Genomic DNA, 26,018 nt, shown 5'->3' with positions numbered 1-26,018 from the left:
CCGGGTTCTCGGTCACCTAGAACTCTCCCGTCCGGTCGGTGCGTACCCGCTCCAGCGCCAGCAGCGCCGCCGCGCACACCACCATCAGAATCGTCGACAGGGCCATCGCCTGCCCGTAGTTGAGCTCCCCCGCGCGCCCCAGCAGCCGGGCCACGGCCACCGGCAGCGTGGGCCGGTCCGGGCTCGCGATGAACACCGTCGCGCCGAACTCGCCGAGCGAGACGGCGAAGGCGAACCCGGCCGCGACGAGCAGCGCGCGCCGCACCAGCGGCAGGTCCACCTCGCGCCACACCTGCCAGGGCGTGGCCCCCAGCACCGCCGCCGCCTCGCGCAGCCGGCCGTCCACCGCGCGCAGCACCGGCAGCATGGTCCGTACGACGAACACCACGCCCACCAGCGCCTGCGCCAGCGGCACCAGCCACCACGAGGCACGCAGGTTCAGCGGCGGCTCGTCCAGCGCGATCAGGAAGCCGAAGCCGACCGTCACGGCGGAGACGCCGAGCGGCAGCATGAGCAGCGCGTCGAAGCCGCGGACGAGCCGGCCGCCGCCCCGCCGCGCCAGCGCCGCGGCGGCCAGCCCGCCCACGAGGACGGCGACGGCGGTCGCGGCCACCGCGTACGCCAGCGAGTTCCACAGGGCGGTCAGCGGCGGCACGGTGAACGTCGAGTCGGCGCCGGCCGCGGCCCGCAACGCCCGATAGAAGACCAGGCCGTGGCCGTCGGGCCCGGCGAAGGACCGTTCGACCAGCACCGCGAGCGGCAGCACCAGCAGGACGGCGATCACCGCGAGCGTGCTCCACAGCAGCGCCCACTGCCCGGCCCCGCGCGGCCGGCGCGCCGTGCGCGCGGCGTCAACGAGCTTCAGCGCGCTCTCGCGGCGCCGGACCGTCCACGCGTGCAGCCCGAGCAGGGCGAGGACCGCGGCGAACTGGAGGAGGGTGAGCACCGCGGCGGTCGGCAGGTCCAGGAAGTCGGCGGTCTGCCGGTAGATCTCCACTTCGAGGGTGGCGAAGCGCGGGCCCCCGAGGATCTGCACGATGCCGAACGAGGTGAAGGTGAAGAGGAAGACCATCAGCGCCGCGGCCGCCACGGCGGGCGCGAGCGCGGGCAGCGTCACCCGCCGCCAGGCAGCGAGCCGCCCGGCGCCCAGCACCCGCGCGGCCTCCTCCTGGCGCGGGTCCAGCGCGCCCCAGAGCCCGCCCACGGTCCGTACGACCACCGCGTAGTTGAAGAAGACGTGCGCGAGCAGGATCGCCCAGACCGAGGTGTCCAGCCGTACGCCCCACAGGTCGTCCAGGAGCCCGCCGCGGCCGACGAGCGCGAGGAAGGCGGAGCCGACGACGACGGTGGGCAGCACGAACGGCACGGTGACGACCGCCCGCAGCAGCCTCTTTCCGGGGAACTCATAGCGCGCGAAGACGTACGCGCCGGGGAGCGCGATCAGCAGCGTGAGCGCCGTGGAGGCCGCCGCCTGCCAGACCGTGAACCACAGCACGTGCAGCAGGCCGGAGTCGCCGAGCACCTCGGCCGCCCGACCCCACTGCCAGCTGCCGTCCGCCCGCAGCCCCCGCCCGACGATCGTGAGGACGGGGTAGGCGAAGAAGACGGCGAAGAAGGCGGCCGGCAGGGCCATCAGCGCCAGCCGGGTCACCGTGGCGCGGCGGCCCGCACCACGGGCGCCCGGAGCGCCGGCCGGGCCGCCTTCTCCCGTCGCTTCCTCCCCTGCCGCTTCCTCCGCTGCCGTCACTTCAGGACGAGCGACGACCACTGCTTGATCCACTGTTCGCGGTGCTTGCTGATCTCGTCGGGGGCCACCGTCTTCGGGTCGTCGATCTTCTGCCCGTACTTGGTGAACAGCTCGGGCACCTTCGCGCTCTCGAGCGCCGGGTTGACGAACATCTGCAGCGGCATGTCCTCCTGGAACTCCTTGCTGATCAGGAAGTCCAGCAGCGCCTTGCCGCCCTTCTCGTTCGCCGCGCCCTTCAGCAGCCCGGCGAACTCGATCTGCCGGAAGCAGGTACCGGTGGCGACGCCGGTCGGCGCCTCCTTCGGCGCGGGCTTCTTGTCCATCACCTCGGCGGGCGGGCTGGAGGCGTAGGAGACGACCAGCGGCTTGTCCCCCTTGCCGCCGCCGCCCCCGGCGCCGGAGAACCGCTCGTAGTACGCCTGCTCCCAGCCGTCGACGGTCTCGACGCCGTTGGCCTTGAGCTTCTTCCAGTAGTCCTGCCAGCCGCCCTTGCCCTTCGTGCCGTACTCCGCGACGGTCCCGAGCTGGAAGGCCAGCCCCGGCGACGACGTGGCCGGGTTCTCGGTGACCAGCAGTCCCTTGTACGCGGGCTTCAGCAGGTCGTCGAAGGACTTCGGCGGCGCGAGGTGGTGCCGCGCGAAGTACGCCTTGTCGTAGTTCACGCACGTGTCGCCGTAGTCGACGGGCGTCACCCGGTGCTGCGCCTTGTCCAGCTGCAGCTGCTCGGGCACCCCGGCCAGCCCCTTGGCCTTGTACGGCGTGAACAGCCCCTCGTCCAGCCCACGCGACAGCAGCGTGTTGTCGATGCCGAAGAAGACGTCGCCCTGCGGGTTGTCCTTGGTCAGCACCGCCTGGTTGACGGCCTTGCCGGCGTCGCCGCCCTTGATCATCTGCACCTTGTAGCCGCTGCGCCGCTCGAACTCCTTCAGCACGGACTTCGAGATGGCGAAGGAGTCGTGGGAGACGAGCTTGACGGTCTTGGCGTCGGCCGCCCCGCCGCCGGACGTCGAGCAGCCGGCCAGCGCCGTACCGCCCACCGCTAGGGCGACGGCCGCCACCACGGCCTTCCTGATGGTGCTCACTGGTTTCATTCCTCCTGGCTGGCCAGGAAGAGACGCGGCCCCGCCCGCGGCGCCGAGGAACCGGTGCCGCGGGCGGGGCGCAACAGCATGAGGAGACCGAACTTCCTACCCGGAATGACCCGGGCGAGGTTCAAGGGTCTGCGGCAGCGGCGTCGGCTTCACTGCTCGCACTCTCAGCGCTGTGGCGCTCCCCTGTCGGATGGTGTGCGGTATGGGTGATGTAGGAACGTTCGACACAGGTGAGGTAAGAACGTTCGACGCCACGGTACCAGCGCGCCTGCGGCCTTCCGAGGCCCCGCTGCCCGGCAGGGGGCGACAGGCCGAGCCCGCCGTCCCGCTCGCTCAGCGCTCCGAGGCCGCGAGCTGCCCGCAGGCGCCGTCGATCTCCTGCCCACGGGTGTCCCGCACCGTCACCGGCACCCCGTGCGAGGCGATCGCCTCGACGAACGCCTTCTCGTCCTCGGGCCGCGACGCGGTCCACTTCGAGCCGGGCGTCGGATTGAGCGGGATCAGGTTCACATGCACCCGCTTCCCCTTGAGCAGCTTCCCGAGCAGGTCCCCGCGCCACGCCTGATCGTTGATGTCCCGGATCAACGCGTACTCGATGGAGATGCGCCGGCCGGACTTCTCGGCGTACTCCCACGCCGCGTCCAGCACCTCGCGCACCTTCCAGCGCGTGTTCACCGGCACGAGCGTGTCACGCAGCTCGTCGTCCGGCGCGTGCAGCGAGACGGCCAGCCGGCACTTGAAGCCCTCGTCGGCGAAGCGCAGCATCGCCGGCACCAGCCCCACCGTGGACACGGTGATGCCCCGCTGCGACAGCCCCAGCCCGTCCGGCTCCGGGTCCGTCAGCCGCCGAATCGCCCCCGTGACCCGGTTGTAGTTGGCAAGCGGCTCACCCATGCCCATGAAAACGATGTTCGACAGCCGCGCTGGCCCGCCCGGGATCTCCCCGTCCCGCAGCGCCCGCATACCGTCAACGATCTGATGAACGATCTCGGCGGTCGAGAGGTTCCGGTCCAGCCCCGCCTGCCCCGTCGCGCAGAACGGGCAGTTCATCCCGCACCCGGCCTGCGAGGAGATGCACATCGTGACCCGGTCCGGATACCGCATCAGCACCGACTCGACGAGCGTCCCGTCGAACAGCTTCCACAGCGTCTTACGGGTCTGGTCGTCGTCGCACGAGATGTGCCGCACCACGCTCATGAGCTCCGGCAGCATCTCGGCCGCCAGCTTCTCCCGCGCCGCGGCCGGGATGTCCGTCCACTGCTCCGGGTCGTGCGCGTACCGCGCGAAGTAGTGCTGCGAAAGCTGCTTGGCGCGGAACGGCTTCTCCCCGATCGCCGCCACGGCCTCCTTGCGCTCGGCAGGCGTGAGATCGGCAAGATGCCGCGGCGGCTTCTTGGCCCCCCGCGGCGCGACAAAAGTAAGTTCTCCAGGTGCAGGCATGGTCCGTCCAGTGTGGCAGATCAACTAGCCCGACCCAGGTGAGAGCAGGGTGGGGGCCGTCACCCTCGACCGTCACTTGTCGTCATTGGCCGACCTCGCACGGCCCACAGACGACCCAGCTGTCCCGTGCAGTGCGTCACCCGGCCGGCACGGGTCCCGGCCTACTTCGCACCCTCTGACCAGCCTCGATACAGGTCGGTCACTGCAGCAGGATTTCTTCCGGCCGCCGGTTGGTGACGGCCGTCGCCTGACCATTCAGAACGTGCTCGATGCACGCCACCAGGTCACCGCCGTGATCGTCCCGGGCCATGCTCCGAAGCTCTCGGGCAAGGTCGGCGCCGTTCACCAGGACAATCGGGTACTGATCTTCGACCATCTCCGTCTGCGCCGGCTCCGAGTAGGCCCCGGTCGTCACGTAGACACCGATCCACCCGCGCCGGAGGCGGGCAACCACCCGGGCGATCTGCTCCGCGGTGATCAACGTCTCGGGCTTCACGCACTTGGCCTGTCCCAGCACCACGAGACTGGTGCCGGCCAAGCCACTGCCGAGATCAAGGCGCCCGACGAAGTCCGCGCCGCCATCTCCGGACCTTCGAGTCAGCCAGCCTTCGAGGTAGCTGTGTCCGCTGCCGCGCAGTACGCGCGCGGCCACGGCTGAAGCCAATCCTTCGAAGTCGTGCTTCTTCTTGTCGAAGTACTTATAGATCACTTCCAGGTCGGCGGCTTCGGCAGTGCCGACCTGGGGACGCTGATCGCGCACCTTCGCCACCTTGGCTCGCGCGACGCGACGGCGAAGCCTCGGCAACGCAGAGTTGCCATGCTTGACCCACTCCCGCCAGGCGCGCGGGGCCGATGCGAGAGCCTGCGAGTCCGCAGCCCCCTCGTCCCTGCGAGCGCGAATCCACTCCCAGGCCACCTCGTCGTCCTCAGCGGTCAGATCGATGAGAGCGATGTCGTAGACATAGTTCACGAACGTCGTGTGCTCCCGGCCGGCCCACTGGACCAGCCGCTCGGCACGCTCGATGACGCCGACGCCGCAGAACTCCACGTATCCCTTCTGCTTGCCGTTGCGGGTCACGGAACGGAAGAGGAGCAGGGGCGTCGCCGCCGCTCGCTCCTCCGGGGTGTGCCCCTGATGCCCGCTGAAGGCTTCCAGCAGCGCTGCGTTTCCCGTGGTGGTGCCCGGCGCAGCACTCTGGCCGGCCTTGTGGTCTCCGAAGTAGCGAACGTGCCCGTTATCCATGTCGAACACGTCATGCCACGGCGTCTGCTCAGTGCCGGCCTTCCAGGGGCTGGACCGGATCAGGATGGCGGGGCGGCGGGCACCGTCCGGGCTGCTGATCTTGGCCATCCCATTGATGCCAGCCTCCAGCGAGGCGCGCTTGAGGCCCGGTGAGTGCGTTGCGAAATAGAAGTTGGGATGACCGTCCACAGCAGGCGGCTTGGGGTCCTTACCGCTCGCGTAGCGGAAGACCTGGCCAACTCGCAGCTTTCCACCCACTGTTGCTGCCCCTCCCCGGATGATGCAGTCTCGATGATCTTCCGCCGAGACTAGAGGGACCCACTGACACGGGCGGTGCCCATGCCGGCAACCAGCACTGATCACTGCCTTGTAAGTTCCTGCCGGGGCCTGTGTGCCGTACCACCTATGGGGCGTGGTGAACCGTCCGAATCTCCCGCCGTCCGCCACTGTTGATGTCAGCGCCGGATGTCAGCTGCGTGGCTCCTCAGCTCCGCCAACGCTCACGGTGGGCCTTCACACCCCCCAGCGTCCGAAGATCCACGTCTGGCACAATCCCTGCCATGAATGCGGGGGACACGGCTGTAGTGGCCGCTGTGGCGGCGGTTGTTGGCGCAGCGCTCGGCGCGGTGGGAACGCTCGGGGCTGCTCGGTTCACTGGGAGGATCCAGCGCCAGTCTCAGCATGAACATTGGCGCAGGCAGGGGCGACGCGAGGCTTACGCGTCCTTCGTCGCAGCAGCTACCGACTACCTCGCAGCTCTCCATGCGGTGCATAGACGCCAAACCGAAGACGGACCGCTTACCTCAGAGGTGCGAGACTTGCTGCAGACAGCTGCTGAGTCGCAGGGATCCTTCAGCAAGGCCAGCTCCATGGTTGTCGTGGAGGGCCCGACGGTCGTAGCGCAGGCTGCCGACGCTGTTGGACGATCACTCGGTGAGTGGCGTTCGCGTCTCGCCAACGAGACGGCGCAAGGGATTGTTCCATCGCCTCCGCCACGCCCCTACGAGCGCCTGCCAGGAGAAGCCAGGGAGGCGCTGAGGGCCTTCGAGCGCACGGCTCGCGAAGCTTTGGACGATCCAAGCAGCGGCCTGAGCCGCGGGCAGTAAGCTCGTACAACCTTGAAAACTGTCGTGGCGGCAACGTCACCGTGGGTTCAAATCCCACAGCCTCCGCACTTAGAACGCCCCTGACCAGCAAATTCGGTCGGGGCCTTCCACTTTGAGCGCTGCCTGTCAGTGCCTGCGACTCCCCGTCGTTCCCCGACCGATCGGGCACGGAAGGGGCACGGGGCCGCAGCTTCTTGCCCTGAGGCTTGCTAGTGATCTTGCCGACCTGCGCTTTCCTTGGCCTGAGCACGGACCGCTGACGCCGGGCACGGCCGTCACCGGTCGTCGTTATCCGCTGCTGAGCGACCTCGGACGTCTCAGAGAGGACCCAAGCGTGGAGTCGAGGAGCTACCCTCCATCTGCGGCAGGAGAACGATCGGGGGGTTCAAATGGCCGGGCTTACGCCATGGATAGCACCAATTTTCGCGCTCGCTGGCGTGGCCATAGGCGCCTTCCTAAACCCCTGGGGGACCCGCCGTCAGTCTTGGCAGACAGCTCGACGCGAGGCATTTGACCGGGCCATCGCAGCCGTCAAGGCAGCGGACTTCGCCCGGCACTACCCCCGGCACGTGGCTCCAAGCGAGCTTGGGCCAGACCCGCAACGTGCAGCCGACTTCAACGCGGAGCTTGCTATTCGCGGGTTCGATCGGTTGGCGGAAGCCATGCACGAGATGCGCCGAGAGCTTGCAGCGCTGGAACCCTACTTCGAGCCACAGTGGGACCCGAATCAGTGGCCCATCACAGATGAAACGGCAGCATCACTCTTGGCGCAGCTAAAGCGAGAACGACACCAAGTGTCACTGGGTGGGAGACGCGCTAGCCAATGAAGTGGATAGTCACTGTTCTTACTGTGCTGGGTGGCGTGCTGCCTGCTGTTGGCCTCTATAACATATGGCGAGCCTTCGGGGACCGACGGACCCAACTTCAGGTCAAGCTCGACCTGGTTGATCAGGTCATGTCTGACTCTGCTCTTTCCGACGAAGAAAAGAGCGCTCGGCTAACCCGGGACCTTCCCCCCGAAGGAACGTGGTTGGACGTGATGTACAGCCGTGAGCGCCTGCAGCTGGAACTGCTCAAGCAATCGGTGCCGGACATCAGCATGCCGGCTGTCCTAGCCGGTCTCGGCGTGGTCTGTGCCACGGCTGCCGGCGTGCTCTCCACGTGGTTCGAGGTCTGAAGCGCAACTGGCGACGCACGAGGCCCACAAAGGTTTCGCTAAGACAACCATTGGAGCTGCTGGTCAGTCTCCTCTCCGCCAATGTCATTTACCGGAAAGGAGCAGAGTATGAGCGAAGGGGCCTTCACGCTCGCCGGTGCTGTCGTCGGTGGGCTCATCGGCGTCGTAGGCACCATAGGCGCTGCGCGTCTAACTGGTCGCGATCAAAGACGAAACCAGCACGAACAATGGCGCCGGGAGGTGCGCAGAGACGCGTACAGCGCCTTCATCACGCGGGCGACGCAAGCGCTCAGAATCGGGACAGTGGCCCATGAGTCCGCACAACGTTCTGAAGCTGAAGTGACAAGTCTCATCGATGACCTGGAAACGGCCGCTGCTCTAGCTGAAGAGGCAGCATCACTTGTAGCACTAGAGGGGCCACAAGAGATCGGTAATCTCACCACTAATATCTCCTTCCGCCTCGACCTCTGGCATCGTCTGTTGCGAGTGGCGTATGACGGTCCAGTCGAGCGGCGAGGCGAGTCCTGGGATCGTGCAAGGTCCGCTAGTGACGAAGCCGAAGAGTTGCTTGAGCAGTTCACCGAGCTTTGTCGGAGCTTGTTGGACGGATGAGAAGAAGATCGCAGGCATAGAAACGGTGCATTGTGAGAGCCTGTCCTGAGTGAATGCACCCATGACGGGCCTGGCCACATCACGGCAACAGAACAGAACTCCCTTCGACCGCGCGTCGTGGTGCGGCCCGCTGACACGCTGGGAGTGGCGCCCGCGGCGGGGTGGTGCAAAAGACTCTAGGCGCGACACGCTCCTCGGCCCCGACGGCGCCGCGTCGAGTGGAACGCCTACGGACCTTCGCCACATCGCGGCAGCAGGTGCTCCCCCTCAGCCACGTACTCGGCGTCCGGTCCGCTCACGCTGGTGCATCCGTGACGGTGGCGGTACGGCGGCCCGCGCCATGCCGGCGTTCTCGCCCGGACTGCTCGGCCGCCCCGACCCCACCCCTCCCGTAGCCCGCCTTCTCTCAGAACTAGGGCCTATGGGGCAGTCGGCAGCGCGCCTGGCACGTAAACCGCTCACCGCTTCCGCCCACCCTCACCACTTCCCACCTGCACTCTTCTCGCCGCCCCCGGGGCTCCCCGATGGGCACGCCCTGAGCCGCGGGCGTACTCTGGCTGCTCCCCCTGGACCTGGTGGTGGGTGCCCGTGATGGCCCTGGGATCCGCCGGTGGGGGCGTTGGCCGGTGGGGTGGCTGCTCGTTCCGGCGCTGCTTTGGGCGGGACAAAGCGTGAAGCGAATTACCCCGTGGCATCCTTCGGTGGCGCGGGGCCGGGGGCCGGGCGGAGCGGGCCGAAGGCAGGAGCGGCGCCCGAGCCCCCGTGCCCGCGCCGGCCCGTGTGACGGGCCGGTGGGGTGTGATTCGTAGCGGCGGCTGGACAAGCCGTTGGCCTGCGCGCCGGATGCCGAAGGCAAGAGCCCCCGCAAGGCCAAAGCCGCAAGCCGCGCGGTTCCGGAGGGCCTTCGCGGAGCTCCCGGCCGACAAGGTTCGTGACGGATGCTGGCCGTGATCGATGCCCACGGGCTTCAACGGCGAGCCCCGGTGATCGGCACCAGGTAGGCCCGGCAGGGAACGGCACCCCTCAGCGAGAGCCCCAAGAGTGGCCCCGCCCGCCTCCTCCCCGCCCGCAGGGTGGGGAGCTTGATGAGGTAGAGAAACCTGTAACAGCTCCCTTCCCCACCGCCCAACGCCGTCTTGTCGTGGCGCCGTACGCATGCTGCTCTGACTGCCGTAACTGATCAGCAGGAAGGCAGGGATGATGCACGAAGATCTGGCATTGAATAGACCGGGTGCCGCGGTACGCCGCAAGATCCGGGATCTGGAGCCCAACGGTTTCAAGCGGATGATCGCCCGGCTGTCTCCCAAGTCTGAGATCCGCTCCTGGACGGATGGCCTGATCGGAGAGCGGGCCACAGCACGACGGCTCAACAAGTTACGTTCGCGCGAGTGGCATATCCTGCACGCCATCCAGTGGGCGAGCGGATCCGACATCGATCACTTGGCTATCGGCCCGGCCGGCGTCTTCACGATCAACTCGAAGCGGCACAAGGGCAAGACAGTCTGGTACGGAGATCACGCCATCACCGTGAACCGGGCTCCCACCCGGCACATCGCGATCAGTCAGCACGAGGCACAGCGTGTAGAGAAGAGCCTCGCTCGGCGTTGCGCTGTGCCAGTGCCCGTCCGGCCCGTCATCGCTGTCGTGGACGCTGCCAAAGTCACGGTGAAGAACTCAGCTCCACCCGTACTCGTCGTCGACGTTGCCGGGCTGGATCGCCTGCTGTCAGGGATGACACCTGTGCTGTCCTCGGAGACCGTTGACCGCATCTTCGAGGTGGCGCGCCAGCCCGGCACCTGGTCGTCGCATTGACCGGTTAGGCGTCGAAGTCATACTCAAGTACGTAGGAAGCGGAGTCGAGAGTCATCTCGTTGACCTCGACGGGTCGGCCTCCGTCGGCGAATGCGGTCCGGCAGATGAGCATCACCGGCGTGCCCATGGAGAGGTTGAGCCGCTTCGCTTCGTCCTGGGAGGGCATACGGGACCGCACTTCTTCGCGGAAGTGGACCGGCTTGGCTCCGAGCTCCGCAAGGCGCGCGTACGTGCCGCCCGGCCCCGTGTCCTCCTGGGTGATGGCCGAGCCCGCGACCAGCTCCGCCGGCAGGTAGCTCGTGGCCAGCAGGACCGGCTTTCCATCAAGGACGAATCGCCGGTTGCGGACGCAGACGGCCGACTCCGGGGCGATGTCGAGGACGCTCGCGATCCGCTCAGGAGTTGGCTCCTCAGTAACGGTGACCTGATCCACGGTGAGCTGTCGGCCCTCGGTGTCGGCCGACCAGATCGAACGGCCTGAGCCCCACTGCTCCTGGGAGAGGCGCTGGATGCCGCGTCGTCGCAGCGGTCGGAACGCCCGAACGAATACGCCAGCACCCTTGCGTGACTCGGCGAGCCCCTCGTTCTGCAAGACTCCAAGAGCCTGCCGGGCGGTCATCCGGGCCACGTCGTACTTCGCCATGAGGTCGTTCTCGCCTGGCAAGCGATCACCAGGGCCGTACTCACCTGCCGTGATTGCCTCCCGAAGCGCGTCAGCAATGCGCTGGTACTTCGGCTGTCGGGCGCCGTTCTTCGCGGTCATTGCGTCTCCCTCCTTCCTTCCTCTCTAGACAGCCTAGGACATACGTCCGTCGCTGCATCCGAGCCTGGTGCCCCATCCCGCCACGCGCGAACCTCTCTATACATCTCCATTGACATCTCTAGAGACGTGCGCTTCACTCGAAGATGTCTAGAGAGGTCGCCGACCGGGTGGCCTCCCCAGCAACAAGGGGTGCTCTATGCCTTCGTTCAAGATCGACACTTCGACCGCCGTGGTGTTCGTCGCGACCGCGCCGACCCCGAAGGTCGCCAACCGGAAGACGGGCGAGATCGCCAAGGACCGCGAGACCGGCGCCGACCTGATGACGGTGGGCCTGCTGGTCTCGGATGAGGGGGAGGGCAACCTCTACCAGGTCTCCGTGCCGCAGACGGGCGTCCCCGAGGGGCTGACGCCGGGCATGCCGGTCTCGGTCGTCGGCCTGAAGGCGCGGGACTGGGAGAACGAGTTCAACGGCGAGAAGCGGCACGGCATCGCCTTCCGCGCGGCGGCCCTCGCGGCGGGTGCCTGATCATGGCGGACCTGACCACGGTGCTGGAGGCCACCGGTGCTCTCGCCGGTGTCGGTGGCCTCGGCTACGCCAAGGGCCACGCTCCTCGCGTGTACTGGTCGCTGGTGGGCATGCCGGTGACGATGGGCCGGTTCACCTGGACCTACGGCACCACGATGGATGTGTGCGGGCTGACGGTGCAGCCGTCGAAGCTGCGGGCGTTCATGGTCCGCAACGTCGCCCGCCGCGAGGTCCAGCCCGTACCGCCCAAGGTCCGTCGCCTGCGGGGCGCCTCCACCGGCCTGGTCGCCTCGCTCCGGCTCCCGGCCGGTCTGGAGACCTCGGACATAGCGGCGGCCACGGAACGGCTGCGGCACGCCTGGGGTGTCCACTCCGTCACCGTCGCCGAGACCAAGCCGGGTGTGGTCGAGCTGCGGATGACCGGCTACGACGTGCTCCGCCGGGTGAAGATGCCGCGCCGGCGGAAGGCTTCGGGGCCGATGGTGGTGCCGGTGGCACTGCGGGAGGACGGGTCGGTGTTCGTCCGTGACTACCGCCAGGTCCCGCACAGCCTGACGCTGGGCGCCACGCTGTCGGGCAAGTCCATGTACCAGCGCAACCTGGTCTCCAAGCTGGCCAAACTGCCGGTGGGGCTGGTCGGGATCGACTGCAAGCGCGGGGTGGAGCACAGCACCTACGCCCCGCGCCTCTCAGCCCTGGCCACCACCCCCGAAGACGCCTCACAGGTCCTGGACGCGCTGGTTGAGGAGATGGAAAAGCGCTTCGACCTCCTGAGCGCCTACGGCGTCTCGGACCTGTGGGCCCTGCCCGAGGACGTCCGCCCGGTCCCCCTGGTGCTCCTGGTCGACGAGGTGGCAGAGCTGTTCCTGACCACGGCAAAGAAGGAGGAGGAACGCCGGGACCGGATGGTCATGCAGATGGTGCGGCTGGGCCAGCTCGCCCGCGCGATCGGCATCTACCTGGAGGTCTGCGGCCAGCGCTTCGGCTCCGAACTGGGCAAAGGCGCCACCACACTCCGCGCCCAGCTCACCGGCCGCGTCGTCCACCGCGTCAACGACAAACAGACCGCCGAAATGGGCCTGAACGACATCTCCCCCGAGGCGGTGGCCGCCGCCACCTCCATCGCCGCCAACCGGCCCGGCGTCGCGGTGGCCGGGGACTCCTCCGGCGGCTGGTCCCGCATCCGCACCGCCGAGACCACCCCGGCCCAAGCGGCAGCCATCTGCCGGGAGTACGCCCACCTCGTCCCGGACCTGCCGTACCTGGCCCCGTTCCGCCCGGTGATGCCGGCCGAGTACGAGCCGACCGATGCACCCTCGCTGATCAAGCCGCAGCCGATCACCGAGTAACACCCCACCCCGTCACCGGTTGGTGCGCCGTCTCGCGCCAGGCCCCTACCTCTCCCATGCCAAAAACCTGACCTTGGAAGGAGGACGCGATGACCAAGCCGCAGGCGGAACGCACCGCGATCCTCGTCGCCGGGGCCGTGATCATGATCCTTACGATCGCCGCGTTCTGGCTCTCCTACGCCCATCTCGCCTCGGTCGCCCAGTCCCACGGCCTTGGCTCATCCCCGGAGCGTCGGTGGGCCTGGCCGGGCACCATCGATCTGTTCATCCTGGCCGGTGAGGTCCTGATGTTCCGCGCCGCGCTGCGGCATGTGACCGACTGGTGGGCCATCGGCCTGACCGTCGCCGGATCCCTCGGCAGCATCGGCCTCAACGTCGCCGGAGTCGGCACCAACGCCCCGATCCTCGACTACGTGGTAGCAGCCGTGCCGCCGTCCGCCGCGCTGCTGGCCTTCGGCGCCCTCATGCGGCAGGTGCACACCCTGGTCACCGACCCCGCCCCGGCCCCGGTGCCCGCGGCTGAACCGGTCGCGGAGCCGGTCACCGTCGAACGGCTCCCGGAGCCATCTCCGGCGGAACTCCCCGAGCCGGAGCCCGAGAAGGTGCCTGAACCGGATCCGGTGCCCGAGCAACGGCCGGAGCCTGCCCCGGTCGAGCCGTCGCCCCGGCCCGCCCCGCCGGCACCTGCCGTGCCCCCGGCTCTGATCGCCCACGCCCGGAAGGTCGCCGACAACCACCAGGCCGCCACCGGCACCCCGATCGACGCGGACACCCTCCGCGCCCGCCTCGGCGTCCCGCCGGTCCTCGCCGACGCCATCACCGCCCAACTCGCCTGAAAGGAAGAGCAATGGCTCGCCCGAACCGCTTCTACGACGTGATCCGCATCGGCCCCGTCCAGGTCGGCTCCTACTACGACGGGCGGGGACGGACCAAGCACACCGCCACCTGCACCGCCCCCGGCTGCCGCTTCTCGGTCGAGAAGCCGGACAGGGCCGCCGCCGAGCTCGCCGCTCGCACCCACCGCTGCAACCCCTGACCGGACGGAGGCAAGGCCCATGCGCTACCCGGACGCCCAGCTCCGCGCCAACCACCGCCCGGCCGACCTGATTCCGGCCAGCGTCCACCCCGGCGAAGTCGTCGTCATCCAGGCGCCGCCGCGCTCCTACGCGGGCCCGATCCTGCTGACCATCACCATCGCGATCGGCGCATCCGTGGTCCTGATCGTCCTTGCCGTGACGTTCCAGATCGCGGCCGCCGCTGCCGCAGCCGCCGTCCCCACCGTGGGCGGCGCGGGCATCAGCCTCAAGCTCGCCCGCAAGCGCTGAACGGCCCCCGGGGCGGCCTCGGTCGCCAAACTTCCGCCGCCCCGGGCGCCTGACCCCTTCCAGATGCACTGACCCGAAAGGGACACCTTCATGATGCCCGAGACCCGCCCTGCCCGCGTCCGGCTCTGCCCCGACTGCGACGGCTTCCCGACCGTTGCCATCACCACCGGCCAGAAGAACCTCGACGGCACCCGCAAGACCCTCACCGTCGTCTGCCGGACCTGTGAGGGCGCCGGCACGTTCGCCCGCCGCGTCGCCGTCGCGTCCCTGGACCGGTGAGCGTCGTGGCCGATCTCACCCCGACCCCGGCCGGCCCCGGCGTCCATGTCTCCAAGCCCTCCCCGCACCGCCCGGCCACCGCGTCCTATGCCTGCGGCTGCGGCGAGACCCGTCAGGCCCAGGGGGACGACCAGGCCCGCGACCTCGTCGCCGCCTGGACCGACCACCGCAACACCTGCGCCGGGCGAAAGGGCCGCTCATGACCACCGCATCCCGCAACGGTCTGCGCCTCCTGGACCTGTTCTGCTGCGCAGGTGGCGCCGCCATGGGCTACCACCGCGCCGGCTTCGCTGTCGACGGCGTGGACATCGCCGACCGCCCCCGCTACCCCTTCACCTTCCACCGCGCCGACGCCCTGGAGCACCTGGCCCGGCTCATCGACACCGGGGAGATCGAGCGCTACGCCCTGATCCACAACTCCCCGCCCTGCCAGGCCGGCTGCACGCTGACTGTGGGCACCAACCAGTCCCGCGGCTGGGGCGGCGAGCACGTCCAGCTCATCCCCGAACTGCGCGCCCTGCTGGACGCGTCCGGTCTCCCGTACGTGATCGAGCAGCCCACCGGCAAGGCCCCGGTCCGCCGGGACCTGCGGCTGTGCGGGGAGTCCTTCGGCCTGGGCGTGCTGCGCCACCGCACCTTCGAACTCGGCCGCTGGTCGACCCCACAGCCTCCCCACCCCGCCCATCGGGGCTACGTCCGCGGCGTCCGCCATGGCGTCCACCGCGACGGCCCGTATGTCGCCGCCTACGGCGCTGGCGGGGGCAAGGCCACCGTGCCCGAGATGCAGACGGCCATGGACATCACCTGGACCGACGTCCGCGAGGAGCTGACCGAGGCCATCCCGCCGGCCTTCACCCAGTGGATCGGCACCGCCTTCCTCACCTGCCGTCAGGAGGTGCTCGTATGACCGACGCCGCCACCCTGGCGGGCCTGGACCCGACCACTCTGGGGGATCTCCTCCGGGTGGCCGGGTCCCCCGGCTTCGACCGCTGGGAAGAACAGATCCGCCGCACCGGCGGATGCTCCGACCCGATCCACCTGACCGGCGCGACCAAGACCGTCGACCGGGCGACCGGCACCGTTCTGCACGCCTACTCCACCGACGCCGAGCCCGGCGGACGGCTCCGGGTGGCCTGCGGCAACCGCCGCGCCTCCCGCTGCCCTTCGTGCGCCTGGACCTACGCGGGCGACACCTACCACCTCATCCGCGCCGGGCTCACCGGCGACGAAGCCAAGGGCACCCCGGAGACCGTCCGGGACCACCCGCGCGTCTTCGCCACGCTCACCGCCCCCTCCTTCGGTCCGGTGCACAACCGTCCCGACGACGGCCACCGTCCCTGCCGCTGCGGCGTCCACCACCAGGCCGACGCCCCCGAGCTCGGCACCGCCCTGAACCCGGAAACCTACGACTACGCGGGCGCGGTGCTGTGGAACAACCACGCCGGCCACCTGTGGCGGTACGTCACCATCTACCTGCCCCGCGAGCTGGCCAAGCGCGCCGGCATCACGCAGAAGGCGCTCAAGGGACAGCTCCGGGTCTCCTACGGCAAGGTCGCCGAGTACCAAAAGCGCGGCGCCATCCACTTCCACGCGGTGATCCGCTTCGACGGTCCGGACGGACCCGACACCGCACCCCCGGCCTGGGCGACCATCGACCTGCTCACCGACGCCCTGCGGGCCGCTGCTGCCCGCGCGGAGATCGAGCTGCCTCCGGTCGGGGACCAGCCCGCCCGCACCTTGCGCTGGGGCACCCAGCTCGACGTCCGGCCCATCGGCGCCTTCGGCAACGGCGAAGACCTCACCGAGCAGGCCGTCGCCTCCTACGTGGCCAAGTACGCCACCAAGGCCGCCGAGACCACCGGCACCGTCGACCGCCGCATCGGCGAACTCGCCGAACTGGACAAGCTCCCCGATCTGCCCGACCACACCCGCCGCCTCATCCGCGCCTGCCGCGACCTGGACGACATCTACCCCGACCGCAAGCTCTGGCAGTGGGGCCACATGCTCGGCTTCCGCGGCCACTTCTCCACCAAGTCCCGCCGCTACTCCACCACCCTCGGCGCCCTGCGCCAGGTCCGCGCCGACTACCGCGCCGCCCAGCAACGCGCCGCCCTCGGCCTCCCCGGCCCCGACGACCACCCCGAAGCCACCACCCGCGTCATCGCCCACTGGGCCTACGCCGGGCACGGCCACACGCCCGGCGAATCCTGGCTCGCCGCCAACCTCGCCCGCGAGATCCAGGAGAACCGCGAGATCGCCCGCGAAGTACGCGCCGAACTGGAGTCAGAGGAGAGCTGGACATGAGCGCCCGCACGCTGCCCGAGCGGTTCCTGACCCCGGTCGACCTCGCGGACCTCTTCGGTGTCCCGATCGAGACCGTCTACCAGTGGCGGCGCAAGCGCACCGGCCCCCGCGGCTTCCGGGTCGGCAAGCACGTCCGCTACGACCCCGAGGTCGTCCGCCGCTGGGTCACTGAGCAGATGAGCGAGGCCGCCTGATGGCCGGGCACATCCAGGACCGCTGGTACAAGACCGAGATCGGACCGGACGGCAAGCCCCGCAAGGTCAAGAGCGACCGCTACGGCTCCGGCATGCGCTACCGCGCCCGCTACGTCGGCCCGGACGGCACGGAGAAGAGCAAGTCCTTCCCCGACCGGCAGAAGCGTCTTGCTGAAAAGTGGCTCGTCAACATCGAAGCCGACATGACACGCGGTCAGTACATCGACCCGCGAGCGTCTCGCATCACCTTCCAGCAGTTCGCGGAGCGCTGGCTGACCGCGCAGACCACAGACCCGACAACGCAGGTCTCGGTCGAAACGCGGCTGCGGCTGCACGCCTTTCCGCGGATCGGTTCGCGGCCTCTGGACTCCTTCCGGCCGTCCCACATTCAGCAGCTCGTCAGGGCCCTGGAAGATGCCCCGATCGAGGGAACGTACGCGCGCACCATCTACGCAAACGTGCGGGCTGTCCTGTCGGCGGCCGTCGATGACGGGCTACTCAGCCGCAACCCATGCAGCGCGAAGTCCGTACGACCTCCGGCTGTTGAGTCCGGTCGCGTCATCCCATGGCTCCCGGAACAGGTCTTCGCCGTACGGGCCGCGCTCCCGGAGCGGTATCGAGCGATGACCGATGCCGGCGCCGGGTGCGGCCTCCGTCAGGGCGAAATCATCGGGCTTGCCGAAGATGACGCCGTGGACTTCGAGGCCAACACCCTTCACGTCGTACGGCAGGTGAAGCTCATCCGTGGAAAGGCCGTGTTCGCGCCGCCGAAGGGCAACAAGGAACGTGATGTCCCGCTGCCCTCCTCAGTGGCCGACGCGTTCCGCGACCACATGGACGCCTTCAAGCCGGTGCCGGTCACGTTGCCGTGGAAGAAGCCGGACGGGCCCCCGGTCACGAAGCGCCTCCTGTTCTCGAACACAGCTGGCGGCATCGTCTGGCGGAGCAACTTCAACGTGCAGGAGTGGAAGCCCGCCCTCGCTGCGGCCGGCCTTATCCCCGAACCGGAACAGGGCGAGCCTTACGACTCGGCGCGCGAGCACGGCATGCACGCCCTACGGCACTTCTACGCTTCGGTCCTCCTGGACGCTGGAGAAAGCATCAAGGCCGTGAGCGAGTACCTCGGGCACAGCGACCCGGCAATGACGCTCAGGGTGTACGCGCACCTGCTGCCGACCAGCAGTGAGCGCACCCGCAAGACAGTAGATCAAGTGTGGTGCACCGCACAGTCTTGAGACAGTCACACCAGACGGACTCTGCATGGAAGGCGTCCAGGGCTGGCGGGCCAATACCTTGCTGGCCCTATAGCAGCAACGCTTACGAATCAACGGAAGCGAACCTTTGAACCGCAGGCGATTGACGCGTATAACTTAACTTTCTTTCGCGAAAGATAGCTATTCACCTTGGAAAGGTGCGCATAGTGAAGCTCGGAACGGCTATCGTGATGCCGCCCGCAGGCACTGCACGCCAGGCGGGCGGCAAGTCCCCGAATCGCGCTAGGAAGCGGAGACCACGACCACTATGGACAATCGTTCGCCGAGAAGCCACGGCCCCATGCCCGCTTGGGTAACTGGCCTCACCTATGTCAGCGCACTCGCCGCGGGAGCCGTCCTCATCACCGCTGGCGCCGCTACCCCCACAGAGGCGACCGCCTACATCGCCCCCTTCCTCGTCGTCTACGAGCGGGTGTTTGCCCGCCGCGCTTGAGGCCCGGCGGCCCACAGACGGCCCAGAGCACAAACGACGGCCCCCTATCAGCGGAGAAACCGCAGGTAGGGGGCCGTTTGGCTACCCGTGAGACGCAAGTTCTCCAGGTGCAGGCATGGTCCATCCAGTGTCGCAGATCATCGGGGGCGGCCCGGGCGGGAGAAGGGTGGGGGCCGTCACCCTCGCCGTGGCACGGGGCGCCCTCCGGGCCATGGTCCGTCCGGTCGCCGCTGTGGGCGTACGGGCGGAGGACGGAGGGGGACCGGCACGGTCCACTGCCTCTCCGAGGCCCCCTCGGCCGACGCGGTCCAGCGCATCCACGAACGCGCCGGTCACCGGGCCGACGAGAGCTACCCGGTCCCCTTGTCCATGTGACGGCACGGCTCCGGACCGCGAGGAACCGCGGAGAACCACGGAGAACCACGGAGAACCACGGAGAACCGCGGAGAACCGCGGACAGGGGTACGTACCCGACGATCACAGGCCCCCGCGCAGTTCGCGCGGGGGCCTGTGGGGTGGTGCGAGGGGGCGCGTCAGCCCGTGCCCACGAAGAGGACCAGGAGGAGCCAGACCACCGGGGCCGTGGGCAGGAGGGAGTCCAGGCGGTCCATGATGCCGCCGTGGCCGGGCAGCAGCGTGCCCATGTCCTTGATGCCCAGGTCCCGCTTGATCATGGATTCGCCGAGGTCGCCGAGGGTGGCGCTGGCGGCGACGGCGAGGCCCAGGAGCAGGCCCTGCCACCACGCGCCGTCCTCGATGAGGAACTGCATGCACAGCGCGCCCGCCACCATGGCGAAGACCACCGCGCCGACGAGGCCCTCGCGGGTCTTGCCGGGGCTGATGCGGGGGGCGAGCTTGCTCTTGCCGAAGCGCCAGCCGACGGCGTAGGCACCGGTGTCGCTGACGACCGTGAGCAGCAGGAACGTCAGGACCCGCCACGGCCCGTCCGCGTCGGCCGCGAGCATCATGGCCACGAAGGTCGCCAGGAACGGCACGTAGAACGCCGCGAAGACGCCCGCGGTGACGTCCCTGAGGTAGTGGTCCGGAGCCTCGGTCATCCGCCAGACGAGGACCGCGAGCGCCGTGAGCGCCATCGCCACCCAGGCGCCCTCGGCCCCGCGTACGTAGCCGGCGACGACCATGGCCGTACCGCCGACCGCGAGCGGCACCAGGGGCACGCGGATGTCCTTGCGCTCCGCGAGGCGGGAGGTCAGCTCCCACAGGCCGACGACCACGGCCACCGCGATGACGCCCACGAAGACCGGCTTGTAGACGAACAGCGAGAGCACGATGATCGCGCCGAGGCCGACGCCCACCCCTATGGCGGCCCGCAGATTGCGGCCCGCGCTCTTCTTCGCCGGTTTCTCCGGGGAGGGGCTGTCGTCCGGTGCCGGCGGGGTTGTGGGCATGGGTTCCCGGTGCTGGTCATCGTGGAAGAGGGGGCCACTCAGCCGAGCGGCCCCCCGTTCGTCCCGGTGGTCGTCCTGGTCTCCGCCTGCGTCGGGCACGGTGGGCATGGGCCGAGTCTGCGCTGCCGCGGCCCGGTCGTGCACGGGACCCGCCGACGGGGCGGCCGGTACCGTGCCAGGTGGCCACGGCCCGGCGCCGGGTGGGGTCCCGCCCGCCGAGGGCGTGGGGCGGGCCCCCCAGGAAGACTCGTTCATCAGACCTCGAGCAGCTCGGATTCCTTGTGCTTGAGCAGCTCGTCCACCTGCGCGACGTACTTCGCGGTGGTGTCGTCGAGCTCCTTCTCGGCGCGGCGCACCTCGTCCTCGCCGGTCTCCTTGTCCTTGACGAGCTTGTCGAGGGTCTCCTTGGCCTTACGGCGGATGCTGCGGATCGAGATCTTCGCGTCCTCGGCCTTGTTCTTGGCGACCTTGATGAACTCCTTGCGGCGCTCTTCGGTGAGCTCGGGGAAGTTCACGCGAATGATGTTGCCGTCGTTGCTCGGGTTGACGCCGAGGTCGGAGTCGCGGATGGCCTGCTCGATGTTGCGCAGCGCGCTCTTGTCGAACGGGGTCACCACGGCCATCCGCGGCTCGGGCACCGAGAACGACGCCAGCTGGTTGATCGGCGTCAAGGCACCGTAGTAGTCCGCCACGATCTTGTTGAACATCGCCGGGTGCGCACGCCCGGTGCGGATCGCGGCGAAGTCCTCCTTGGCGACCACGACGGCCTTTTCCATCTTCTCCTCGGCCTCGAGGAGGGTCTCTTCGATCACCACTTGCTCCTGGTCTTATTCGTAAGAAGCAGAGCCTCGCCCCTGCGCGCGTCTTCTCCTGCACGGTGTCCGACCGGCAGGCGGTTGTCCATCCCCGTGCCGTGGTCTTCCCACGGCAGGGAGTTGCCGCGCGTACGGGTGCCGCCCGTACGGTTCGTGCGGGCGAACGCATGCTCCCCGTACGGCTCGTACGGTCGGCCCGTGCCGCCCCTACGGATCGTACGGACGGCCACGAGGTGTCCGTACGGACCGTACGGGCACCTGCTGCCCGTCACGGATCGCGGCGGTGTGAGCTGTCAGGCCCTGGTGCCCTGATCGCTGACGAGCGTGCCGATCTTCTCACCCTTCACGGCGCGCGCGATATTGCCCTCGGCGAGCAGCTCGAAGACGAGGATCGGAAGCTTGTTGTCGCGGCACAGCGTGATGGCGGTGGCATCGGCGACCTTCAGGTCGCGGGTGATGACCTCGCCGTACTCGAGCGCGTCGAACTTCACCGCGTCGGGGTTCTTCTTGGGGTCGGAGTCGTAGACGCCGTCGACGCCGTTCTTACCCATGAGCATGGCCTGCGCGTCGATCTCCAGGGCGCGCTGGGCCGCGGTGGTGTCGGTGGAGAAGTACGGCATGCCCATGCCCGCACCGAAGATGACCACGCGGTCCTTCTCCAGGTGGCGGATGGCGCGCAGCGGGATGTACGGCTCGGCGACCTGGCCCATGGTGATGGCGGTCTGCACGCGGCAGTCGATGCCCTCCTTCTCCAGGAAGTCCTGAAGGGCCAGACAGTTCATGACCGTGCCGAGCATGCCCATGTAGTCGCTACGGGCCCGGTCCATGCCGCGCTGCTGCAGTTCGGCGCCGCGGAAGAAGTTGCCACCGCCGATCACGATGGCGATCTCGTACCCCTCACGGACCACGGCCGAGATCTCACGGGCGATGGCGTGCACGACGTCCGGGTCGACACCCAGACCTCCGCCGCCGGCGAACGCCTCCCCCGAAAGCTTCAGAAGGAAGCGGCCCTTCCCCTTTTTGTGGGCTTTGTCCGCGCCGTCGGCACCGTGATTCATTGCGCTCTCCTCGTGCACATACGAAGAAGGCCATTGCCGGGGAACTGGTCAGATCCCTGTACGGCAATGGCCTCCTCGTCACATCTGCGGTCGGCCGGTGAGCGGCCGACTGCGTACGACCCTAGCGGGGCCGCGGGTCATTCGCTGCCCTGCGACAGGCCCGGCCCGGAAGACCGTGGCCCGGCGGCAGGGTTTCGACTCGACTCAGATGCCGACCTTGATGCGCGCGAAGCGCTTCAGGGTGACACCGGCCTCCTGGAGGACCTTCTCGACGGACTTCTTGTTGTCGAGGGCGTACGGCTGACCGAGCAGCGTCGCCTCCTTGAAGAAGCCGTTGACGCGACCCTCGACGATCTTCGGCAGGGCGGCCTCGGGCTTGCCCTCCGCGCGGGTGGTCTCCTCGGCGACGCGGCGCTCGGCCTCGACGACCTCGGCCGGCACGTCCTCGCGGGACAGGTACTTCGGCGCGAAGGCGGCGATGTGCTGCGCGATGCCCTTGGCGACCTCGGCGTTCTCCTTGTCGAACTCGACGAGGACGCCGATCTGCGGGGGCAGGTCGGGCATGGTGCGGTGCATGTACGCGGTCACGAAGCCGTCGGTGAACTGCGCGAAGCGGTCCAGAACGATCTTCTCGCCCAGGTTCGCGTTGGCCTCGTCGACGAACGCCTGAACGGTCTTGCCGGGCTCGATCTCGGAGGCGAGCAGGGCCTGGATGTCGGCCGGCTTGGTGGCGGCGACGTGCTCGGCGATCTGCTTGGCGACGGCCTGGAACTTGTCACCCTTGGCGACGAAGTCCGTCTCGCACTTCAGCTCGACGATGACACCGGAGGCGTTGTCGTCGGCGATGAGGGAGACGACGGCGCCGTTCTCGGCGGAACGGCCCTCGCGCTTGGCGACGCCCTTCTGGCCCTTGATGCGCAGGGCCTCGACGGCCTTGTCGACGTTGCCGTCGGCCTCGTCCAGCGCCTTCTTGCAGTCCATCATGCCGGCGCCGGTGAGCTCACGGAGCTTCTTGACGTCAGCGGCGGTGTAGTTCGCCATGATCTGTGAATCTCTTCTCGAAAGTCGAAAGATCTACGGGTGGACGGCGGGGGCGGCGCTTGTGGCACCGGCCCCCGCCGTCGTCATCCGATGCTGAGGTGTCAGGCCTGCTCGGCCTCGGCCGGCTTCTCGGCCTCGGCGGCGGGGGCCTCGGCCGGCTTCTCCTCGGCCTTGGCCTCGTCAGCCTTGGGCTCCTCGGCGGCGTCCTTGGCCTTCTCACCCTCGAGCAGGTCACGCTCCCACTCGGCGAGCGGCTCGCCGGCGGCCTTCTCGCCCTTGGCCTCGGCACCACCGGAGCGGGCGATGAGGCCCTCGGCGACGGCGTCGGCGATCACGCGGGTGAGCAGGGTGACGGAGCGGATCGCGTCGTCGTTGCCCGGGATCTTGTAGTCGACCTCGTCGGGGTCACAGTTGGTGTCGAGGATGGCGACGACCGGGATGTTGAGCTTCCGGGCCTCGCCGACCGCGATGTGCTCCTTCTTGGTGTCCACGATCCAGACGGCGCTGGGCACCTTCTGCATCTCGCGGATACCGCCGAGGGTCTTCTCCAGCTTGGCCTTCTCGCGGGAGAGAACCAGCAGCTCCTTCTTGGTGAGGCCGGAGGCGGCCACGTCCTCGAAGTCGATCTGCTCGAGCTCCTTCAGGCGCTGCAGGCGCTTGTAGACGGTCGAGAAGTTGGTCAGCATGCCGCCGAGCCAGCGCTGGTTCACGTAGGGCATGCCCACGCGGGTCGCCTGCTCCGCGATGGCCTCCTGGGCCTGCTTCTTGGTGCCGACGAACATGACGGAGCCGCCGTGGGCGACGGTCTCCTTGACGAACTCGTAGGCGCGGTCGATGTACGACAGCGACTGGAGCAGGTCGATGATGTAGATGCCGTTGCGCTCGGTGAAGATGAAGCGCTTCATCTTCGGGTTCCAGCGGCGGGTCTGGTGCCCGAAGTGGACGCCGCTCTCCAGCAGCTCCCGCATCGTGACGACGGCCATGGCCGTTCTCCTTGTGTTTCTCGGTTCCACCGCGGCCGGGCGGCCGCTGTGCCTGACGCCCCTGCGCGCCTGCCTGCACGGGGGCTCCGGCATGGACCGGGACACCTGTTCAGGACCGAGGGACGCGGCCACCGTGTGCGCTGCGTCTCCACTGCGCTTCGCGTGAAGCACGGGGAGTGACGCGCTGGTGGCGGGGCGTGCGAAGTCGACCCGGTCACCCGGATCGCCACAAGAAGTGTACGGGAACCCCGAACCACCTAGCGACATGCCGCGGCAAGGGGCGCGAGCCGAGGGGCTCGGGTTCGGGGTGAGGGTGGGGGTGTGGGTGTGGCGAAGGCCCCGCTTCCACACTCACAGCCCGCACTCGCGTTCCACACTCACACGAGTGACGGTGTCGTCCACAACCACGACCGTGATCCACAGCCTCGCCCCAAGATCCCCCCGCCTGGCCCCTCATCGGTCACGGTCACCTCATGCGCCAGTCACAGCAGCACCTTCGCACTTGCCCCGGGGGCCGGACGCGAGCCCGGATTCGGGTTGGCTTGCGAGCCCGGACGCGGCCCCCGGACCGGAGCCGGCCCTGGCTATGGCTATGGCTATGGCTATGGCTATGGCTACAGGTACGGGTACGGGTACGCAGCGGCAGCGGCACGAGGGCTGGGGCGCGGGCGCGGGCGCGGGCTGCGGCTGGCGCCATCGTCCGCGCCATCGGTCGCGTCGCCGATTGCGTCGCCGATTGCGTCGCCGGATGTGTCATCGGTTTCGTGGTTCTGGTCGGGCCCGGTCCCTTCCCCTCCCCGCCGCCTGCAGTGGCGGCAGCCCGCAGCGCCCCGACCGCCCACCGATCACCCTCGGCGGGACACGTGCCCAGAGGAACCTCCGCAAACCGGGCCTGGCCGGTCTCGGGGATAACAGGCGCGCGTCCAGTCGTCATGCGCCCCTGGTTGCCTCCGCCCACCCCTTGGGCGGCCGGCCACCGTGGCGTGGACCTCGGCTCACGTTCCGGGGCGACCGTACGAGCAGCCGCCCCCGGCCGCGTCACGTTCGCGGGCAAGGTCGCCGGCCGGGGTGTCCTGTCCATCGCCCTGTCCGACACCGGCCGGCCACCGCTCCGCACGACGTACGAGCCGGTGCGCCCCACGGTCCGCAAGGGCGCCCACGTCAGAGCCGGTCAGCCCGTCGCCGTCCTCCAGGCCGGCCCGTATCACTGCGAGACCGCATGCCTCCACTGGGGCCTCCGCCGCGGCCGCACCTACCTGGACCCGCTCTCCCTCCTCCCACCGTCCCTGCTCACGAACGCCGCGCCCCGCCTGCTCCCGGTCTTCCACATCCCCGAACCCCGTCCCCGACCCCCTACCTACAAGCCCCGAACACCGCCCCTCCTGTCCCCCACCGCGGCCGACCTCGCTTCCGACACCAGCCTCACCACAATCGCCGCAACCCTCGCGCTCGCAGCAACAGCCGCCTGGTCCCACACCCGACACACCCACCTACGCCACAGGGAAGCCCGGAGAGAAACCGGGAGGACTGGGAGGACCGGGTGGGCCGGGAGGCTCGGGCAGGCCGAGCGAACCAGGAGGGCCGGGAGGGTCGGGAGGATCGGAAGGAGGTGACGGTCTCGTAGCGACCTCCCTCGGAGGCCTAAGGGGGCGAGGCGACCACCGGCAGATTGACCAAGGGGGCAGCCGCGCCGCCGCCAGCCGTCAGCCGTCAATACAGGCGTACGGGCAAGTGCGTACCCAACACTGATGGGGCGCGGTCAGCGCTGGAGGGGCGCGGCCAGCGGCCCCTGGAGGAGCCGGCGCCTGGAGGGACCGGTGCCTGACGGGCCGGTGCCTGGCGGGGGGCAGGGCTGACGGCCGGCGCCCACGACGCCGGGCGCGAGTGCGTGGGCGGATGAGCCCGCGTGGCGGGAGAGGGCCGTCCGGCGGACAGAACGCCGGAGGTGGGCTGTCTCGTAGGTGGTGGTGGAGAAGAAGAGCTGTCTCTTATACACATCTCCGAGCCCACGAGACTAGGCATGATCTCGTATGCCGT

General features: G+C 69.0%; 25 protein-coding genes and 1 pseudogene. 16 read left to right on the top strand and 10 right to left on the bottom strand.

The annotated features are described in order from the left end of the window. Positions 1 to 16: 16 nt before the first annotated feature. The 4 genes from IF20_RS34480 to IF20_RS34465 form a co-directional block, all read right to left on the bottom strand. Positions 17 to 1,633, bottom strand: coding sequence for an ABC transporter permease (locus IF20_RS34480; RefSeq protein ID WP_052869412.1), 1,617 nt, complete (start codon positions 1,631 to 1,633; stop codon positions 17 to 19). 110 nt (positions 1,634 to 1,743) lie between these two features. Continuing rightward, positions 1,744 to 2,838 (bottom strand): thiamine ABC transporter substrate-binding protein, encoded by a 1,095-nt coding sequence (locus IF20_RS34475; protein WP_052869385.1) that lies wholly within the window; start codon positions 2,836 to 2,838, stop codon positions 1,744 to 1,746. Positions 2,839 to 3,171: 333 nt separating this feature from the next. Then, the gene (gene rlmN / locus IF20_RS34470) at positions 3,172 to 4,278 is read right to left on the bottom strand and encodes a 23S rRNA (adenine(2503)-C(2))-methyltransferase RlmN (RefSeq protein ID WP_052869384.1); all 1,107 of its coding nucleotides are present in this window, start codon (positions 4,276 to 4,278) and stop codon (positions 3,172 to 3,174) included. A gap of 199 nt (positions 4,279 to 4,477) precedes the next feature. Beyond that, the gene (locus tag IF20_RS34465; RefSeq protein ID WP_052869383.1) at positions 4,478 to 5,779 is read right to left on the bottom strand and encodes a restriction endonuclease; all 1,302 of its coding nucleotides are present in this window, start codon (positions 5,777 to 5,779) and stop codon (positions 4,478 to 4,480) included. A gap of 1,878 nt (positions 5,780 to 7,657) precedes the next feature. Here IF20_RS34465 and IF20_RS39580 point away from each other — a divergent pair. From IF20_RS39580 to IF20_RS34460, 3 genes are all read left to right on the top strand, one after another. Further along, positions 7,658 to 7,804 carry a hypothetical protein gene (locus IF20_RS39580; protein WP_199896890.1) on the top strand — a complete coding sequence of 49 codons (147 nt, stop codon included), beginning with the start codon at positions 7,658 to 7,660 and terminating at the stop codon, positions 7,802 to 7,804. 108 nt (positions 7,805 to 7,912) lie between these two features. Then, positions 7,913 to 8,416, top strand: a complete 504-nt coding sequence (locus IF20_RS39575; RefSeq protein ID WP_199896889.1) for a hypothetical protein — start codon at positions 7,913 to 7,915, stop codon at positions 8,414 to 8,416. A gap of 1,197 nt (positions 8,417 to 9,613) precedes the next feature. Next, entirely contained in the window at positions 9,614 to 10,228 is a 615-nt protein-coding gene (locus IF20_RS34460) for a nuclease-related domain-containing protein (RefSeq protein ID WP_234426954.1), read from the top strand. A 4-nt stretch (positions 10,229 to 10,232) separates the two neighbouring features. Here the strand turns inward: IF20_RS34460 and IF20_RS34455 are convergent, their stop codons facing one another. Next, the gene (locus tag IF20_RS34455; RefSeq protein WP_052869382.1) at positions 10,233 to 10,991 is read right to left on the bottom strand and encodes a GntR family transcriptional regulator; all 759 of its coding nucleotides are present in this window, start codon (positions 10,989 to 10,991) and stop codon (positions 10,233 to 10,235) included. Between the two features lie 196 nt (positions 10,992 to 11,187). Between IF20_RS34455 and IF20_RS34450 the strand changes: the two genes are divergently transcribed. The 12 genes and pseudogenes from IF20_RS34450 to IF20_RS40305 all read left to right on the top strand — a co-directional run. After that, the gene (locus IF20_RS34450) at positions 11,188 to 11,517 is read left to right on the top strand and encodes an SCO3933 family regulatory protein (protein WP_052869381.1); all 330 of its coding nucleotides are present in this window, start codon (positions 11,188 to 11,190) and stop codon (positions 11,515 to 11,517) included. A 2-nt stretch (positions 11,518 to 11,519) separates the two neighbouring features. Beyond that, on the top strand, positions 11,520 to 12,866 hold the full coding sequence (locus tag IF20_RS34445; protein WP_052869380.1) for an FtsK/SpoIIIE domain-containing protein: 1,347 nt from the start codon (positions 11,520 to 11,522) through the stop codon (positions 12,864 to 12,866). Positions 12,867 to 12,955: 89 nt separating this feature from the next. Then, positions 12,956 to 13,702 (top strand): DUF2637 domain-containing protein, encoded by a 747-nt coding sequence (locus tag IF20_RS34440; RefSeq protein ID WP_052869379.1) that lies wholly within the window; start codon positions 12,956 to 12,958, stop codon positions 13,700 to 13,702. An 11-nt stretch (positions 13,703 to 13,713) separates the two neighbouring features. Beyond that, positions 13,714 to 13,902 (top strand): mobile element transfer protein, encoded by a 189-nt coding sequence (locus IF20_RS34435; RefSeq protein ID WP_052869378.1) that lies wholly within the window; start codon positions 13,714 to 13,716, stop codon positions 13,900 to 13,902. Positions 13,903 to 13,921: 19 nt separating this feature from the next. Further along, entirely contained in the window at positions 13,922 to 14,191 is a 270-nt protein-coding gene (locus tag IF20_RS34430; protein WP_052869377.1) for a hypothetical protein, read from the top strand. Positions 14,192 to 14,281: 90 nt separating this feature from the next. Next, on the top strand, positions 14,282 to 14,470 hold the full coding sequence (locus tag IF20_RS34425) for a hypothetical protein (RefSeq protein WP_324605616.1): 189 nt from the start codon (positions 14,282 to 14,284) through the stop codon (positions 14,468 to 14,470). 5 nt (positions 14,471 to 14,475) lie between these two features. Further along, complete coding sequence (locus tag IF20_RS34420; protein WP_052869409.1) at positions 14,476 to 14,673, top strand: hypothetical protein; 198 nt, start codon at positions 14,476 to 14,478, stop codon at positions 14,671 to 14,673. Then, positions 14,670 to 15,377 carry a DNA cytosine methyltransferase gene (locus tag IF20_RS34415; protein ID WP_052869376.1) on the top strand — a complete coding sequence of 236 codons (708 nt, stop codon included), beginning with the start codon at positions 14,670 to 14,672 and terminating at the stop codon, positions 15,375 to 15,377. The genes IF20_RS34420 and IF20_RS34415 overlap by 4 nt, the downstream gene beginning before the upstream one ends. Continuing rightward, positions 15,374 to 16,774, top strand: coding sequence for a replication initiator protein RepSA (gene repSA, locus IF20_RS34410; RefSeq protein ID WP_052869375.1), 1,401 nt, complete (start codon positions 15,374 to 15,376; stop codon positions 16,772 to 16,774). Before IF20_RS34415 ends, repSA begins: the two co-directional genes overlap by 4 nt. Beyond that, positions 16,771 to 16,968, top strand: a complete 198-nt coding sequence (locus IF20_RS34405) for a helix-turn-helix transcriptional regulator (RefSeq protein WP_052869374.1) — start codon at positions 16,771 to 16,773, stop codon at positions 16,966 to 16,968. The genes repSA and IF20_RS34405 overlap by 4 nt, the downstream gene beginning before the upstream one ends. Continuing rightward, positions 16,968 to 18,203 (top strand): tyrosine-type recombinase/integrase, encoded by a 1,236-nt coding sequence (locus IF20_RS34400; RefSeq protein WP_052869373.1) that lies wholly within the window; start codon positions 16,968 to 16,970, stop codon positions 18,201 to 18,203. Before IF20_RS34405 ends, IF20_RS34400 begins: the two co-directional genes overlap by 1 nt. Before the next feature lie 733 nt (positions 18,204 to 18,936). Beyond that, positions 18,937 to 19,050 (top strand): annotated as a pseudogene (locus IF20_RS40305) (nickel-binding protein); the annotation flags it as partial. A 158-nt stretch (positions 19,051 to 19,208) separates the two neighbouring features. Here the strand turns inward: IF20_RS40305 and IF20_RS34395 are convergent. From IF20_RS34395 to rpsB, 5 genes are all read right to left on the bottom strand, one after another. Further along, the gene (locus IF20_RS34395; RefSeq protein WP_110944829.1) at positions 19,209 to 20,339 is read right to left on the bottom strand and encodes a phosphatidate cytidylyltransferase; all 1,131 of its coding nucleotides are present in this window, start codon (positions 20,337 to 20,339) and stop codon (positions 19,209 to 19,211) included. Next, positions 20,339 to 20,896 (bottom strand): ribosome recycling factor, encoded by a 558-nt coding sequence (gene frr / locus IF20_RS34390; protein WP_052869372.1) that lies wholly within the window; start codon positions 20,894 to 20,896, stop codon positions 20,339 to 20,341. The genes IF20_RS34395 and frr overlap by 1 nt, the downstream gene beginning before the upstream one ends. A 296-nt stretch (positions 20,897 to 21,192) precedes the next feature. Then, complete coding sequence (pyrH, locus tag IF20_RS34385; protein WP_030624865.1) at positions 21,193 to 21,957, bottom strand: UMP kinase; 765 nt, start codon at positions 21,955 to 21,957, stop codon at positions 21,193 to 21,195. Positions 21,958 to 22,161: 204 nt separating this feature from the next. Further along, positions 22,162 to 22,998, bottom strand: coding sequence for a translation elongation factor Ts (gene tsf, locus IF20_RS34380; protein WP_052869371.1), 837 nt, complete (start codon positions 22,996 to 22,998; stop codon positions 22,162 to 22,164). Positions 22,999 to 23,099: 101 nt separating this feature from the next. Continuing rightward, on the bottom strand, positions 23,100 to 23,981 hold the full coding sequence (gene rpsB, locus IF20_RS34375) for a 30S ribosomal protein S2 (RefSeq protein ID WP_052869370.1): 882 nt from the start codon (positions 23,979 to 23,981) through the stop codon (positions 23,100 to 23,102). Positions 23,982 to 24,454: 473 nt separating this feature from the next. Between rpsB and IF20_RS38620 the strand changes: the two genes are divergently transcribed. Further along, on the top strand, positions 24,455 to 25,594 hold the full coding sequence (locus IF20_RS38620; RefSeq protein WP_324605615.1) for a M23 family metallopeptidase: 1,140 nt from the start codon (positions 24,455 to 24,457) through the stop codon (positions 25,592 to 25,594). Positions 25,595 to 26,018: the final 424 nt, after the last annotated feature.

This window comes from Streptomyces niger (assembly GCF_000718305.1).
In the GTDB taxonomy this organism is placed as follows: domain Bacteria; phylum Actinomycetota; class Actinomycetes; order Streptomycetales; family Streptomycetaceae; genus Streptomyces; species Streptomyces niger.
This window is presented reverse-complemented; position numbering and strand designations above follow the sequence as displayed.